This window comes from Streptococcus sp. AS20 (assembly GCF_000524255.1).
GTDB classification, from domain to species: domain Bacteria; phylum Bacillota; class Bacilli; order Lactobacillales; family Streptococcaceae; genus Streptococcus; species Streptococcus constellatus.
The window spans coordinates 84,756-100,540 of sequence record NZ_JANS01000005.1; the positions used below are offsets into that span (position 1 = coordinate 84,756).

Sequence of the window (15,785 nt, forward strand, 5' to 3'; positions counted from 1 at the left end):
ACTTGATATGATAAGGAAAGTGTATGAAAGATTTAATATCTGTCGTTGTGACATGCTACAACCATGAAGACTATATTGAGCAATGCTTGCGCAGTATTTTTAAGCAGAGCTACAGAAATATTGAACTTTTTGTTTTAAATGATGGCTCTACAGATAAGTCTGCTCAGATTATTCAAGAAACTCTGGTAGATTCTCCTTTTCCAACACAATTTAAAAGCCATGAGAATATGGGTTTGGTCATGACCCGCAATAAAGGCTTAGGTCTGATTAATGGAGAATTTTTTCTTTTTGTGGATAGTGATAACTTTTTAGATGAAGCTTATATTGAGAAATGCCATCAAAAGCTCTGTCAAGCAGGCGCGGACATCGCCTATAGCGATTTATATGACCCAGAAAGAGAAAAAATATATTTAAAGGGACAGCCCTTTGATTTATCCTCTTTTTTGGAGAGAAGTTATATCGATAGTTGTTCCTTGGTTCGAACAGAAATAGTTAAAGGTGTAGTTTATGATGTGGAACTCAACTATAAGAAGCTAGAGGATTATGATTTTTGGCTTAATTTAATTATCAACAGACAAGCTGTTCCAATCTATGTTCAAGATACGAAATTAAATTATCGAGTTCTTGAAAGCTCCATGTCTCAGAGAAATTCTACCAAGTATTATTTTGACGTTTATCTTTATGTTTTAAAAAAATATCTAGATAAAATACCTCAGGAAGTTTATCAGGCTCTGAGCGACAATATCTTTACTTTAGAAGGACGGCTGGATGATTTAATCCAGCATACTGCCAAGGTAGCTGACTATGTTTCTGAATTAAAAGGAGAATTAAGCACTTCAAAAGGAACTATCGAAACTTTGAAAATAAGTGTCAAAAAGATTAAACATCAGCGAGATGAAGCGATTGAAGAACAGTTTGAGATTCGGCACTCTATTTCTTATCGTTTAGGAAATGCAATGATTACACCTATAAAATATATGGGGCAGATTATTCGGAACCCTAGAAACATAAAAGGTGTTCTTAGTCTGATGAAACAGCAGCTAATTCGACTGAAAAGAAAGGCAAAATCTCCTAAGACATATTATTATCAACTATTGCGCAATTCTCAACGTAAGCAGATTGCAAATTTAAATGGAAAAAAAGTGCTCATTTATGTTATTTTTGAATCTGAAAGACGTTTACAGCAATATAAAATCCTCTTTTTAGAGAAATTAGCGGTTTTAGCTGATGAGACTTTAATTGTAGTGAATGGGGGGCTGCTTGCAGAAGATATAAAAATTTTAGAGAAATATGGTCAAGTGTTAACAAGAGATAATATTGGCTATGATACAGCAGCTTTTCGTGAGGGAATTTTGTCTCTTGGAAAGGATAAGTTGCAACAATATTCTCAGTTAATGCTAGTGAATGATACTAATATTGGTCCAATGAGAGATTTAACAGCAGTCTTTCAATCTATGATTGAAAAAAATCTTGATTTCTGGGGCATTTCTTATGGAGAAACACAAGAAGATATTACAGGATTTAATAAGTATGGTTATATCCCTGAACATTTACAATCATATTTTCTTGTCATTGAGCCTTTGCTACTTCGGTCAGAAGCTTTCTATAATTATTGGGAACAATTGACCGATACTGATTCGCGTGATGAGGCCATTGGAAAACATGAAACAATTTTTACCAAACATTTTGCAGACCTGGGCTATCGTTATGATGCACTCGTTCATGAAAATAAAGATTCAGCTATGTATATTCACCCCTTAAAAATGTTAGAAGCTGGAAGTCCTCTAGTTAAATACACTGCTTTACGAAATTATGACGATCAGCAGTTTCTATGGCAAGGATTGGAAAGAGAATCTGAAATAGGTGATTTGTTAGGGTATATTCAAGAGAAGACAGATTACCCTGTCGACATTCTTGAAAATATAATTAAAAAATTTAAAGAAATTCCAAGAAATCAGTACATCTTAATCATTGATGGAGTAGAAAATATCATTCCTCAATGTACCCGCTATCGTGTTTTGAATAAGGCTGAACAGCTTAGAAAAAACGGTTTTGCTGTTAAGGTAGTAAATGCCTCTGAGTTTCAGGTTTCGCAAGCTCAATATGCTAGTCATATCATTATTTATCGTGCTTCTTGGTCTATCCAATTACAGCTTCTATGTGATTTGGCTAAGAGTGAAAATAAGCCAGTATATTTTGATATTGATGACTTGGTGTTTGATACAGTTTACACAGATCAATTAAGTTATACACAGGGCTTGTCTGAAAAAGAAAAAGGCAATTATGATGCCGGAGTTAGAAATTATGGAAAAATGTTGGCGGCTTGTGATGGAGCCATTACTTCAACCAATCAACTGAAAGAAGAATTACTCAAGTATCAGGATACAGTTTTGTTAAATAGAAATTTAGCTTCGAGTGAATTGATGGAAGTTAGCTCATGTTTTATCAAGGATTACAATCAGCAAAGCCAACAAGTTAAGATTGGCTATTTCTCAGGGTCAATTAGTCATAACGAGAACTTTGAATTGATAAAGCCGGCTCTTAAAAAGCTGCTAGAAGCGTATCCGTTTATCGAACTTCATATTGTAGGACATCTAGATATTCCGACAGATATGAAAGTTTATGAGCAACAGATTATTGTTCATGATTATGTTGATTGGAAGACTTTACCACAGTTGATTAGTCAGGTAGACATTAATTTGGCACCTCTGGTAGATTCAATTTTCAACCGTGCTAAATCTGAGATCAAATGGTTAGAAGCAGCAATGGTTAAAGTTCCTACAATTGCTAGTGATATAGGTGCTTTTGCAGATATGGTGATAGATGGTCAGACGGGGCTTTTAGCCAAAGAGGACGAATGGAAAGAGAAGCTAGACAGCTTGATTTTTTCAGCTGAACTGCGGCAGAAATTGGCAGAAAATGCCTATCATTTTGTTTTAGAAAATTGCAGTTTAGATAACAAAGATGAAATGGTGACATATTTTGAAAAGAATAAAAACAATAAAAGTTGAAACAATCTTCTTGATATTAGCGAGTATTTTTATCCTGACGTTTATGATTGTCCAGCCAATCAATCGTGTACCTGATGAAAGTAATCATGCTCGCATGACTTGGGAAGTTTTTCATAAACCCACATCCGAAACTTATAAATGGATGGAGAAGATTCCTGCTACACCAGATGTTTCTCCTAAGGACTACAAACAATTATTTACTAAAAAAATTGCTTTATCAAAAGAAACATTTTCTTTTAGATTCACTCTAAAATCCCTCTCTTTTCTTCCTCAGTTAATTGGAATGACTCTTGGAAGTTTCCTTTATCCCTCTGTTGGTGTAATTGTCATGATGGGACGTCTTTTTAATGCTTTGGCTTACATTATAGGAATTTACTTTCTTATTAAGTATTTTAAATATGGTAAGAAAGCTCTGCTTTTTATTTCCCTTTTGCCTATTATGGTTCAGCAAGCTGCTTCACTGTCTTATGATGTGATGAATTACTTGGAGATTATGCTGGTAATTGGCTTTTTCACTAATATTGCTTATAAAAAGAAATTTACAAATAAGAATTTGCTTGAATTGTTCTTTATTTCAATTGGACTCTTTATAACCAAGCCTAATAATTTACTTTTGCTGGGATTATTGCCGTTTATTGATTTTGAATTTGAAGGTTTTTTATCAGCTCTAAATAGAGGTTTTTTAGCAACAAAAAATTTTGTTGATCGTTATCGCTATGTTTTCTATATATTGGGATTTATTGCATTTTTCTTAGCACTTCATCTGGCTTTTCGCAATCAAGGCGGATTGATGCATTACGGTCGGGTTTTGCTTAATACTCTCTTTAAACAGCGTCTAAATGGTGATTTGAATACAATTTTGACGATTGGAATATTTGGGTTCTTGGGAAATTTCACCATCCAATTACCTCTCTGGTTAATTTTTATTGATGTTGCAGTACTTGTCATCATTTTCTTGCAATCCCAAAAGGATTTTATGAGTCGGAGCTACACTATTATGTCTTGTTATCTTTTTGTAGTGCAGGTTATTGCTGTTATCTCTATTATGTATCTACAGTGGACACCGATTGTCCTTGGTAAAAATGCACCAGTGTCAGTAGGGGCTCAAGGTCGCTATTTCACGCCTTTTCTCATTTTGCTACTACCAATAGTCGCAAACTTTGGTGTATTGGAGATAAAGGAAGAAAAAGTTAATAGACTAATGGTTGGTACCTTGATTGTCAACTTCTTGATTTCTCTGTATTTAATGGTACCATTTTATTGGAATTTATTAGGATAAGCTATGAAAAAAACTATATTATTTATTTCCCCAACAGGAACACTAGACAATGGTGCAGAAATATCAATTGTTCATTTGATGGAATATCTAGTGCAAACGGGCCATACCGTCATCAATGCTATTCCCGACTACCATGTGTCAGTTCAGCAGGATTATATGGCAAAACTTGCTAAAAAAGGTATCGAAACACTAGCTTTGCCATCTGTTAAGTGGTGGTGGGAAGATGCACCGGGTGGTTTAGCAGGAACTCATAACGAAAGAGTTATATCCTATCAGGAAAATATTGCTGCACTTAGGAAAATCATTATAGACAAACAAATTGAATTGGTCATTACGAATACAGTTAATATGTTTCAAGGAGCAGTTGCAGCAGCCTGTGAGAATATTCCGCATTTTTGGCTGATTCATGAGTTTCCTAATGGAGAGTTTGGCTATTATAAAGAAAAATTAACTTTCATAACTGATTACTCACAGGAAATTTTTGCTGTAAGAGGCGCTCTAAAAAAGCAGCTGAAAGAATTGCTACCCAAGCAGAGTATCTTATCTTTTGCGCCTTTTACACAAATTGTTCCTACTGGAATTAAGGGAAAAGCTGCAGCAAAACGTCGCATTGTGTCCGTTGGTCGCTTAACTGAACGGAAAAACCAATTAGAATTGATTAAAGCTTATGGTAAGTTACCTCATCCTAGTCCAGAGTTGATTTTTATTGGTGCTTGGGATGAAGAATATAAGAAAAAATGTGAGACTTACATAGCAGAAAAGAACCTTAAAAATATTCATTTTTTAGGTCATAGAGACCAGCCTTGGGAAGAAGTGACAGCAGCAGATCTTGCTGTCTTCCCTTCAGCTATGGAAACTTTTGGTTTGGTTTATATTGAAGCTATCATGAACGGAATTCCAGTCATTATCTCGGATAATTTGGGTCATTTGTCGGCTTATGAAATTTTTGAAGAAGGGCAGCTATATCCATCGGGAAATGTGGAAATTCTCACTGAGCGAATAAAAGAAGCTTTGGATTCATTTGAACAGTTAAAAGAAAATTCTTTAGCTAATCTAGAAAAGATTCGCAGCCTTTATACTGTTCAGGAAGTTTATCATGAGATATTGGACCGGATTGAAAACCTGACATTTACTGATGGAAATTCCTTGTATCACCTGAAATTTTTATTTGAGTCATCTGTTTCTGCTTATCCTACAAGTTCTTTTTTGAAAAAATTAAAGAAAAAATTGTGTTTAATCCTAAAAGAGTAGAGGGTCAGGATGATAAAATCATTCTGTTTGAGTTTTTTGGTATCGCATCAGAAAAAGACGGATAAATCAGTATTCTAGTTCATACTATTGGCTGTTTTAACCGCCTTTTTATTTATTGTATTACACAAACGATTTATAAAGTGATATAATAGATTAGATTGCAAAATCTTGAAATGAGGAAAATCATGCAACATGTATTCATTATTGGAAGTCGTGGTCTTCCTGCAAAGTACGGTGGATTTGAGACTTTTGTAGAAAATTTGGTTGAACATCAAATTTCATCACAGATTCAGTATCATGTGGCTTGTTTATCAGATGATGAAGCTTATCATCATTTTGATTACAAAGGCGTAGATTGTTTTACGATTAAAGCACCAAAACTTGGTCCAGCTCGCGTTATTGCCTATGATATGATGGCAATTAACTATGCTTTGAAGTTAGTGAAAAATCAAAAAATTGATCAACCGATTTTTTATATTTTAGGGAATACAATTGGAGCTTTTATCGCACCTTTTGCTCGAAAAATTCATCATGCTGGTGGTGTCTTGTATATCAATCCTGATGGACTTGAATGGAAACGAACTAAGTGGTCCAAGTCCGTTCAAAATTATCTTAAATATTCTGAGAAAATGATGACTAAACATGCCGATTTAGTCATTTCGGACAATCAAGGAATTGAAACCTATATCAAAAAGTCCTATCCATGGTCTAAAACGACTTTTATCGCTTATGGAACAGATTTGCGCTTGTCGTCTTTAACTGTTCAAGATGAAAAAGTCCGACACTTTTTTGACACATGGGCAAGTAAGGAAAAAAGCTATTATTTGATTGTTGGACGTTTTGTTCCAGAAAATAACTATGAAATTATCATTCGTGAGTTTATGAAGTCACAGACGCAACGAGATTTATTGATTGTCTGCAATCATCAAGGCAGTGCTTATTTTGAAGAACTACGACAAAAAACAAATTTTGACCAAGATGAACGAATTAAGTTTGTTGGAACCATTTATGATCAAGATTTATTGAAGTATATTCGCAATCAAGCTTTTGCTTATATTCATGGTCACGAAGTCGGAGGAACCAATCCTGGACTGTTAGAGGCGCTAGCTCAGACAGATTTGAATTTAGTGCTGGGTGTTGACTTTAATCAACAAGTGGCAAAAGAAACAGTTCTTTACTGGGATAAGAAAGAAGATAGCCTAGTTGATCTCCTTCATCAGGTAGATAAACAGTCCGACTTTTCAGACCAAGGTCAAGCTGCCAAAGAAAATATGAAAGAAAACTACACCTGGGAAAAAATTGTGGGTGAATACGAGGAATTATTTTTATCATGAAAGTGACGATTCTCATGTCCACCTACAATGGTGAGCGGTTTTTAGCAGAACAAATTGAGAGCATTAGGCAACAGACCTATACAGACTGGCAGCTGTTAATTCGAGATGACGGATCTAAGGACAGGACGCGTGAGATTATTCAAGATTTTTGTCAAAAAGATAATCGCATTCATTTTGTCAATCCTGATAGCGTTGAAAATCTTGGTGTTATCAAAAGTTTCTTTCATCTTTTGAAACATCAAATGTCAGATGTCTACTTTTTTAGTGACCAGGATGATGTTTGGTTGCCTGAGAAAGTAGAAATGCAGCTAGAAGAAGCGATTAAATATGATGATAATCAGCCTTTATTGGTTTACACGGATTTAAAAGTTGTTGATCAAGAGTTAAATGTCGTACATGAAAGTATGATTCGAACACAGTCGGATCATGCAAATACAGAATTGCTTCAGGAAATAACAGAAAATACGGTGACTGGTGGTGTTTCCATGATTAATCAAGCTCTGGCTGACTTATGGACTGGGCAGGAGGAGTATGACTTACTCATGCACGACTGGTATTTGGCTTTGCTGGCAGCAGCCTTTGGCCACTTAGTCTATATAGATCGACCAAGTGAATTGTATCGGCAACATTCAAATAATGTTTTAGGTGCAAGAACACTCAGAAAAAGAATGCAAAATTGGATTCGCCCGCATATCCTCTTTGCAAAATATTGGAATCTCATCCAAGCGAGTCAAAAACAAGCAAAAAACTTATTGGAGTTATCATTGAGCCCTGCTAATAAAGAAATTATAGAAAATTTTGTAACGATTATGGAAGTACCTTTGACAGAACGATATAAGCGTCTACGGAAATATGGCTTCCGAAAAAATCGTGCTTTCCATACTTTTGTCTTCACCACTTTGATTCTCACAAAATTTGCTTATAAGGAGTAATAATGGACTTATTTAGTCGAAAAAATATGATTCTCTTACGCGAGATGATTAAAACAGATTTTAAATTACGGTATCAAGGAAGTTTGATTGGGCATTTATGGTCCATTTTGAAACCTTTTATGCTATTTACAATTATGTATTTAGTATTTGTTCGATTTTTGAAATTTGACGATGGAACTCCCCATTATGCAGTAGGATTGTTGCTAGGAATGGTAACTTGGAGTTTCTTTACAGAAGCTACCAATATGGGAATGCTATCGATTGTTTCACGTGGAGATTTGCTGAGAAAATTAAATTTCTCTAAATCAATTATCGTTTTTTCAGCCATTGCCGGTGCAGCTATTAACTATGCAATAAATATTTTAGTAGTCTTTGTATTTGCTCTGATTAATGGAGTTTCTATAAATGCAGGTTGGTTGATTGTTATTCCTTTGTTTGTGGAATTGATTTTAATGGCTACAGGAGTTTCTTTGGCGTTATCTACTCTATTTGTTAAATATCGGGATATTGGTCCGATTTGGGAAGTTGTATTGCAGGCTGGTATGTACGCAACGCCTATTATTTACTCTTTAACATTTATTCTTCAGCGTGGACAAGTAACTATCGCTAAATTGATGATGCTCAATCCTTTGGCACAGATTATTCAGGATTTGCGACATTTTGTGGTTTATTCTGGAAGTATGAGAGGTTGGGATTTGATTAACACCCCTTGGATTGCAGCGTTTCCTTATGTGTTGCCAGTTTTAATTTTTGTCTTTGGTCTATATATTTTTAATAAAAATGCTAAGAGGTTTGCGGAGATTTTATAATGTCGAATAATATTGCAGTAAAAATTGATCATGTTAGTAAATTTTTTCGTTTGCCAACAGAAGCAACTCAAAGTTTAAGGACTAGTTTGGTCAATCGTTTTAAAGGAATCAAGGGTTATAAAGAGCAACATGTGTTAAAAGATATTTCCTTTGAAGTTGAAAAAGGTGATTTCTTTGGGATTGTTGGTCGAAATGGTTCTGGTAAGTCGACGCTTTTGAAAATTATTTCAGAGATTTATGTTCCTGAGAAGGGAACGGTGACTATTGATGGAAAGCTAGTTTCCTTTATTGAGCTAGGAGTTGGTTTCAATCCTGAGCTAACAGGTAGAGAAAATGTCTATATGAATGGTGCCATGCTTGGATTTTCTACCGAAGAGATAGACACTATGTATGATGATATTGTTGAATTTGCAGAACTTGAAGAATTCATGAATCAGAAACTGAAAAATTATTCTAGCGGAATGCAAGTCCGTTTAGCTTTTTCGGTTGCTATTAAAGCTCAGGGAGATATTCTCATTCTTGATGAAGTGTTAGCAGTGGGTGATGAAGCTTTTCAACGCAAGTGCAATGATTATTTTATGGAACGCAAAAAATCTGGAAAAACCACTATCCTAGTAACCCATGACATGAATGCAGTGAAAAAATATTGCAATAAAGCAGTTTTGATTGAAGACGGGCTAATCAAAGTGGTCGGTGCACCGGATGATGTTGCAAACCAGTATAGTCTTGATAATGCCAGCCAGAAAAAAGCCTTAAATGACGACTTTACTGCAGAGCATGAAGCTATCTCTGATTTAAAGGTTGAACTCTTGACTCCTGCACAAATAACTCCGAATCAAGAAATCAAATTTGAAATTTCGTATCAGGTAAAACAAGATATTCCGACTTATATCGCTTTTTCTTTGACTGATATTGACCGCAGTATTTGGATTTACAATGATAATTCTTTTGATGATATGACAAATGGAAAAGGCGAGAAGAGATTTGTATATACTTGTTCACTTGCTGAAGTAAATGATATCAAGCTTAAATTGCAAGTATCAGTCCGAGACCATCATGATCAAATCCTTGCTTTTGCCAATTCAAAGAATACTCCCATTATCCTTATCAATCGTAAAGATATTTCTGATGATGACATATCAGCAAAAGACTCTGCGACTGGCTTGATCCAGCGGAATGGAAGTTGGATAATTTCACAATAGAATAAGGTGATTCTATGGAGCGAATACTACTGTATACTCATTTTAACAAACTACATCAAGTGAGTGATCATGTATTTTACCAATTAAAACAGATAAAACCGTTATTTTCTACGGTTGTCTTTATTTCAAATAGCCCTTTAGAAAAAGATGACAAGACTAAGTTGCAAAAAGAATTAAATATTGATATCGTGATTGAGCGAGACAATACCGGATTTGATTTTGCAGCTTGGCGTGATGGGATGCAGTTCATTGGCTTTGACAAAATACAAGGCTATGATTCTCTTACCATTATGAATGATACTTGTTTTGGTCCCCTATGGGATTTGCAAAAAATATATGAAGATATGGAAGCAAATCAGATAGTTGATTTCTGGGGAATGACGAATTTCCGAAAGACAAAATATTTTAAAGAGCACTTACAAAGTTATTTTGTATCGTTTAAACAGTCTATGCTTGAAACAGAGGTTTTTCAAAGGTTTTGGTCACAAATACAAGAATTTACAGATGTTCAGAGTGTTATAGATCAATACGAGACACAGTTTACGATGTATTTTCAAAAAGAAGGCTTTTATTATCAGACATTCTATGATACTCGCCGAGAAGAAGCAGGAGGGCTGGTGCATCCTGACTTTTCTTATTATAAACCACAAACTATTCTTGAAAAGAAAGTTCCCTTTTTAAAAGTAAAAGCTATTGATGGCAATCCATTTTTAGTTGCCTATCTTTTAGAGAAGATAAAAGCAACTTCTTCTTATCCTGTTTCGTTGATCATTGAGCATATGCGTGAATATTTTTTTCCAGATGCTCCTTATCTTTTAAAAGGGAAGCTTCTTAGACAGCCTAAGGAAGCAATTTCTATTCCTAAAGATGTTGTACTACATATTCATGTGACAAATTTGACAATTTTTGAGCAATTTATCCCTAAATTTGTGAATCTATTTCCTCAATTTGAGTATTTACTAACAACACCTGATCAAAAGATAGCTAAGCAACTCAGTTATGATGTAAATGGGATTTCTGGCAAAAGTCAAATAGTATTAACGCAAGAGCAGCACCCTTTATTAGCCATGTTTGCTCAAGCTGAACAATTAAAAGCATACCAATATATTGGTCATCTATCTACTCATACTTTGGTTACTGAAACGGTTGATTTGGATGAGTGGATGCGAAGCGAATTATTGGATATGATGATTGAAAATTCCAGCAATAGTCTCCATGCTTTGAAACATTGTTCTGATTTGGGTCTTATCCTACCTGACCTTCCAAGCATAGTCCGAAATGGTTTATTTTATCAGGAGCCTCTTAAAGAAGAGATGGGGAAAATCTGGAAAACATTATCTTGTCGCAAATCATTTACATTTACTGATACAGCAACTCTGACGAGAGTCTACGGTGGCTTTATGTGGTTTAAGTATGAAGCCTTAGAGCCTTTCTTTAAAATGCGTTTGGAGAACTTGAGTTGTTATTCGCTTCAGGAGAAATCAACTATTTTAGAAAATTTACTGGTGTATGTTGTTTGGGACAAAAATTATGATTTTCAAATCATGCCTTTATCACAGTCATATCCATCATTATTAGATTTGCAATATTTAAATAATCAATTAGTGAAACAGCAAGAAACTTTAAAAGATAGAAAAAGTATTGTAAAACGACTTGCTAGATTCATTGGTAAGGAAGTATAATGAAATTTTTACGAAAAAATTTTGAGCAAATTAGTTTTATTCTGATTAGCTTTTTGATGCTTGATGTGACTATTGTGAATATTAGTATGGCATTAAGCAGTCATACTAATATAATGACTTATCCTTTTTTAGGAGTAGAAATTTTACTATCTAGTCTTTTATTATTTGGTATTAGTTTTCTTATTTCTAATTTGTTGTATAAGAAACTGATAAGTTGGGCTATTATTATTTATTTTTTATACACTAGTTTTTCTTATTTACTGCAAGTGACTAGAAATGTTAATGATCCGTCATTTAAAGTTGAAAAAATATTTCAAAATCATTTTTTACAGCTATATTTTTTACCAGTATTATTTGTAATTACCGTCATGGTTGTTCTGTATAAATTGGTTTTTAAATTAAAGAGATGGACTACTTTTGAAGGATTACACATTGATGAAAGCAATTCAAACAGGATAGAAGATTTACTTTTAGCTCAATTCTTGTTATCCCTTGTCTTTTCTGATAATAAATTTTTGAATGTTATTACAAAGACAGGATTTTTAAGTAAATTTTATGAAGAGAAACTTCAGATAAATGAATTATTTGTTTTTTCGCTCACTAGTCTAATATTCTTGATATTTGCGATTGGTTCTGTGCTTAGTTTTTTAGCAGTAAAAGGAATGAGAGATCTCTACAAAAATAAAAACAGTGTTTCCGTTACTGTTCTATTTAGCGCCGTTTTTGCTATGATATTTAACTATACAATACAAAATAGTATTAGAGGGGATATATCGGTTTTAGACCTTCGCTTATTTGCAGGAGCTAGTCTGTTTCAAATTATTATCTTTTTTATAACTTTCGTTTGGCTATATGTGATTTTTAATAGATTTCTTCTACCGACTATGCTCATTTTAACAGTAGGAGTAGGGAGTTCCATTGCTAGTTCTTTAAAATTTCAATACCGCCAGGAACCGATTTTACCGAGTGACCTCGTGTGGCTACGAAATCCAAAAATATTACTTGATTTTCTTAATGGTCATTATATTATTTATGTTATTCTGGCTTTGTTGCTTCTCGGATTTCTTTATTGGATTTTTAGAAAAAAGATTCTACCAAATAAAATGATTCTAAGCACAAAATATCGTATGATTTTGCTTGTCTTGCCAATTATTTTTTACTTAGGGCTGTTTCAGGTGTTTTCTTCTAAAAAGGATGGGAAAATTACTGAAAATATCCCAGTAGTCTCTATCTTAAACAATTATCATGATTTAACATGGTTTGGAAATACTGTCAATTCGCAAATCCGTTCTTTAGCATTTGTGTGGTTTGCTCAGTTGTCAGATACTACTATGACACGTCCTAAACAATATTCCAAAAAAACAATTAAAAATTTAGAGGAAAAATATAAGCAGATTGCTGCAAATTATAATCAATCCAGAATTGAGAAAATTGAAAACCAGACAGTAATCTATCTCCTGAGTGAAAGTTTTTCTGATCCTGCTCGTGTTGAAGGGGTTACAATGTCAGAAAATCCAATTCCCAATATTCAAGAAATTAAAAATCAAACTACAAGTGGCTTAATGAAATCAGATGGCTATGGCGGCGGTACTGCCAATATGGAATTTCAAACACTGACAGGGCTTCCCTTCTACAACCTCTCTCCGTCAATTTCCGTCATTTACACAGAAGTAGTGCCTGGAATGAACAAATTTCCATCAATCAGTGATTTTTATAATCGAAAGAATCGTACAGTTATCCACTTAGCTTCGCCAAGTAACTATTCCAGAAATATTATCTATAATGATTTAGGATTTAATAAATTTATCCATTATGGAACCAAAGGGTTGAAGGGGGAGAACATTGGCGGCAATTATAGTGATAAAACAACATATGACCAAGTCTTAAAGAATTTGAAGGAAAACCAAAGTCAGTTCTTTTCTGTCATGACAATGCAAAATCATATGCCTTGGACAGAGCCCAATCCTGTGACTATATCTGCTAATTATGCTGGTTTTTCTGATGCTGACAATCAAACTTTGTCCAACTATGTTAGGATGTTGCATCACACAGACATTGCTACAAAAGACTTTTTGGCTCAACTTTCAAAAATAAACAAAAAGATTACAGTTGTTTTTTACGGAGATCATTTACCAGGGCTTTATCCACAGTCAGCTTTCAAAAATAACCCAGATAGTCAATATTTAACAGATTATTTTGTCTGGAGTAATTACGATACTCCTAAGTTAAACTATCCTGTTGTAAATTCGAGTGATTTCACAGCGCTGCTTTTAGAACAGACGAATTCAAAAGTGTCCCCTTATTATGCTTTATTAACAGAAGTTTTGCACAAGGCTAGTGTTGATAAAAAAGATTTAGATGTAGAAGGGCAGCAAATTGCAACAGACCTAAAACTAATTCAGTATGATATGGTGGCTGGCAAAGGCTATTTGTCAAAGAATTTTTTCAAAGTACGTAGTGAATAAAAGTTGTAATATGTGGTTTTGGAATTACATCATTGGTTGGAAAAAGCCAACCATTATCAATCTCCATCTAAAATAGACGAAAATTATACTAGTTAATAAGACTTGACTCCTATGCACATAGAGGTCAAGTCTTTAATTTTTTATGGTCTGTCATAGTTATATGAATTCAGACAATATCTAATTTGAATAGGTGTTTTCTCTGTACTGCAAGGTGGACATAATCACAAAGTTTCTTCCGTTTGGCTTGACAAGTGGATGATTGATTCCTTGGGGTAAGTTCTTTTTTTAGTTCTTTAAAAATGATATACTAAAATAAAACAATTATGTTAGAAATGAGTTGTTATGCAAGTAAAGAATATCTCAAAGCGATTGGGGAAAGTGGCTAGTTTTGTTCCACTGGGTGCTAAAATTTTGGATGTAGGGAGTGATCATGCTTATTTGCCTATTTATTTAATGCAGCAGAGACGAATTGTGTCGGCTATTGCTGGCGAAGTTGTTGATGGGCCTTATCAATCTGCAGTTGCCAATGTGTCGGACAATGAATTGTCCGATAAAATTTCTGTCCGCTTGGCAAATGGTCTGGCAGCTTTTGATGAAAAAGATCAGATTGATGTTATTATCATTGCAGGGATGGGAGGACGATTGATAGCAGATATTTTAGCCAATGGCAGCGCGAAATTGGCATCTGTTAAGCGTCTGATTCTTCAGCCTAACAATCGGGAAGATGAACTTCGCAGGTGGTTGTGTGGTCATGATTTTCAAATTATTGAGGAGACTCTTGTGGAAGAAAATGGGAAATTCTACGAGATCATAATAGCTGAGCAGGGGAAGCAAGTGTTGAATGCTGATCAAGAACGTTTTGGACCATATCTGATGAGAAAGCAGTCGGCTATTTTTCAAGATAGATGGCAGCGGGAAGCAGATAAGCTAGAAAAAGCTCTGGCTAAAATTCCGATGAAAAATCTGGCAGAACGCTCTGCTATGTCCCAAAAAATCAACCAAATCAAGGAGGTGCTCCATGCTGGCGAGTGATTTTATTAATCGTTATGAAGCTTACTGCCCTCAGGACTTATCCGAGGAGGGAGATGTTCGAGGATTGCAAATTGGAACTCTGAATAAGGAAGTTAAGCGGGTGCTGGTGGCATTGGATATCCGCGAGCAGACAGTTGCAGAGGCGATTGAAAAGGAAGTGGATTTGATTTTGGTTAAGCATGCTCCAATTTTTCGTCCTATTAAAGATTTGGTGGCGGAGCGATCTCAGAATCAGATTTACATCGATCTGATTAAGTATGATATTGCAGTTTATGTCAGCCATACCAATATTGATATTGTAGATGATGGTCTTAATGACTGGTTCTGTGATCTACTGGAAATCACCGATACGGATTATCTCAGCGAAACGGCTCCCGGGCACGGTATTGGTCGTATTGGTAAAATCGCACCTCAGACTTTCGGAGAATTTGCAATCAAGATTAAGGAAGTTTTTGATTTGGATAGCCTGCGTTTGGTGACTTATTCGGTTGTGGATCTGGAGAGAATGATTGAGAAAGTAGCGATCTGTGGTGGCAGTGGTCAATCCTTGTACAAAGAGGCATTTGCTAAGGGAGCACAAGTTTATATTACGGGCGATATTTACTACCATACAGCACAAGATATGTTAAGCGATGGTCTTTTAGCTTTGGATCCGGGCCACCATATAGAAGTGCTCTTTGTGGAAAAATTAGTTAAAAAGTTTCAAGACTGGAAAGTAGAAGAGGGCTGGGAAGTTGAATTTTTAGCCAGTCAGGTTTCTACAAATCCGTTTAAACATATCTAAGTAG

The 15,785-nt window shown here is 34.8% G+C and carries 11 protein-coding genes; all 11 read left to right on the forward strand.

Going from position 1 to position 15,785, the window contains the following annotated elements:
* Window positions 1-23: 23 nt before the first annotated feature.
* The 11 genes from HMPREF1514_RS01415 (at window position 24) to HMPREF1514_RS01465 (ending at window position 15,781) form a co-directional block, all read left to right on the forward strand.
* Window positions 24-3,011 carry a rhamnan synthesis F family protein gene (locus tag HMPREF1514_RS01415; protein ID WP_037596788.1) on the forward strand — a complete coding sequence of 996 codons (2,988 nt, stop codon included), beginning with the start codon at window positions 24-26 and terminating at the stop codon, window positions 3,009-3,011.
* On the forward strand, window positions 2,983-4,290 hold the full coding sequence (locus HMPREF1514_RS01420; protein ID WP_037596790.1) for a DUF2142 domain-containing protein: 1,308 nt from the start codon (window positions 2,983-2,985) through the stop codon (window positions 4,288-4,290). The genes HMPREF1514_RS01415 and HMPREF1514_RS01420 overlap by 29 nt, the downstream gene beginning before the upstream one ends.
* 3 nt (window positions 4,291-4,293) lie before the next feature.
* Window positions 4,294-5,541 carry a glycosyltransferase family 4 protein gene (locus tag HMPREF1514_RS01425; RefSeq protein ID WP_037596792.1) on the forward strand — a complete coding sequence of 416 codons (1,248 nt, stop codon included), beginning with the start codon at window positions 4,294-4,296 and terminating at the stop codon, window positions 5,539-5,541.
* 185 nt (window positions 5,542-5,726) lie between these two features.
* On the forward strand, window positions 5,727-6,875 hold the full coding sequence (gene cps2T, locus HMPREF1514_RS01430) for a beta 1-4 rhamnosyltransferase Cps2T (protein ID WP_037596794.1): 1,149 nt from the start codon (window positions 5,727-5,729) through the stop codon (window positions 6,873-6,875).
* On the forward strand, window positions 6,872-7,807 hold the full coding sequence (locus HMPREF1514_RS01435) for a glycosyltransferase family 2 protein (protein ID WP_037596796.1): 936 nt from the start codon (window positions 6,872-6,874) through the stop codon (window positions 7,805-7,807). The genes cps2T and HMPREF1514_RS01435 overlap by 4 nt, the downstream gene beginning before the upstream one ends.
* Before the next feature lie 2 nt (window positions 7,808-7,809).
* Window positions 7,810-8,616 carry an ABC transporter permease gene (locus tag HMPREF1514_RS01440; protein ID WP_037596797.1) on the forward strand — a complete coding sequence of 269 codons (807 nt, stop codon included), beginning with the start codon at window positions 7,810-7,812 and terminating at the stop codon, window positions 8,614-8,616.
* A complete protein-coding gene (locus HMPREF1514_RS01445) occupies window positions 8,616-9,818 on the forward strand; it encodes an ABC transporter ATP-binding protein (RefSeq protein ID WP_037596799.1) in 1,203 nt (400 codons plus the stop codon). Before HMPREF1514_RS01440 ends, HMPREF1514_RS01445 begins: the two co-directional genes overlap by 1 nt.
* A 14-nt stretch (window positions 9,819-9,832) precedes the next feature.
* A complete protein-coding gene (locus HMPREF1514_RS01450; protein ID WP_037596801.1) occupies window positions 9,833-11,500 on the forward strand; it encodes a rhamnan synthesis F family protein in 1,668 nt (555 codons plus the stop codon).
* On the forward strand, window positions 11,500-13,965 hold the full coding sequence (locus HMPREF1514_RS01455) for an LTA synthase family protein (protein ID WP_037596803.1): 2,466 nt from the start codon (window positions 11,500-11,502) through the stop codon (window positions 13,963-13,965). Before HMPREF1514_RS01450 ends, HMPREF1514_RS01455 begins: the two co-directional genes overlap by 1 nt.
* Before the next feature lie 342 nt (window positions 13,966-14,307).
* Window positions 14,308-14,997, forward strand: coding sequence for a tRNA (adenine(22)-N(1))-methyltransferase (locus HMPREF1514_RS01460; protein WP_037596805.1), 690 nt, complete (start codon window positions 14,308-14,310; stop codon window positions 14,995-14,997).
* The gene (locus tag HMPREF1514_RS01465) at window positions 14,984-15,781 is read left to right on the forward strand and encodes a Nif3-like dinuclear metal center hexameric protein (RefSeq protein ID WP_037596807.1); all 798 of its coding nucleotides are present in this window, start codon (window positions 14,984-14,986) and stop codon (window positions 15,779-15,781) included. The genes HMPREF1514_RS01460 and HMPREF1514_RS01465 overlap by 14 nt, the downstream gene beginning before the upstream one ends.
* Window positions 15,782-15,785: the final 4 nt, after the last annotated feature.